At 69.8% G+C, this 500-nt stretch carries 1 protein-coding gene; it reads left to right on the plus strand.

Translation table 11 applies throughout. The features are described 5' to 3' along the window. A partial coding sequence (locus ABFY07_RS43005) for a cyclase family protein (RefSeq protein ID WP_479685642.1) occupies positions 1 to 316 on the plus strand: 316 nt, incomplete at its 5' end. Positions 317 to 500 lie beyond the last annotated feature (184 nt).

Genomic DNA, 500 nt, shown 5'->3' on the forward strand with positions numbered 1-500 from the left:
GGAGGACTACGCCGGCGGCGACGCCCCCGGCCTGGGGCTCTCCGCGCCGGAGTGGCTGCACGAGCACGACGTCGCCGGGGTGGCCACCGACACCTGGGGGATGGAGGTCCTCCCGAACGAGACGAAGGACGTCTTCCAGCCCCTGCACATCATCCTGATCGTCTACATGGGTCTGTGGGTCGGCGAGATCTTCGACCTCGAGGGTCTCGGCACCCGGTGTGCGGAGATCGGGCGCCGGGAGTTCCTGTTCAGCGCGCCGCCGCTGCCGATCACGTACGCGGTCGGCTCGCCGGTCAATCCCCAGGTCGTCCTCTGATCCGCTCGCCCTCCCAGAACCGAGGAGTGTCCATCGTGTACGAGTACTTCCCCGGCAACTACCGCTGGTCGTTCGCGGTCCACAACACGCTCCGCTGCGGCGGTCAGATGGGCGAGATCGACCGCGCCCTGCGTCCGCTCCTGGAGGCGGACTCGCCCTCGGCGGCCGACTGGGGCGAGGCCTG

Source organism: Streptomyces sparsogenes subsp. cuspidosporus (assembly GCF_039532705.1).
Lineage (GTDB): Bacteria > Actinomycetota > Actinomycetes > Streptomycetales > Streptomycetaceae > Streptomyces > Streptomyces sparsogenes.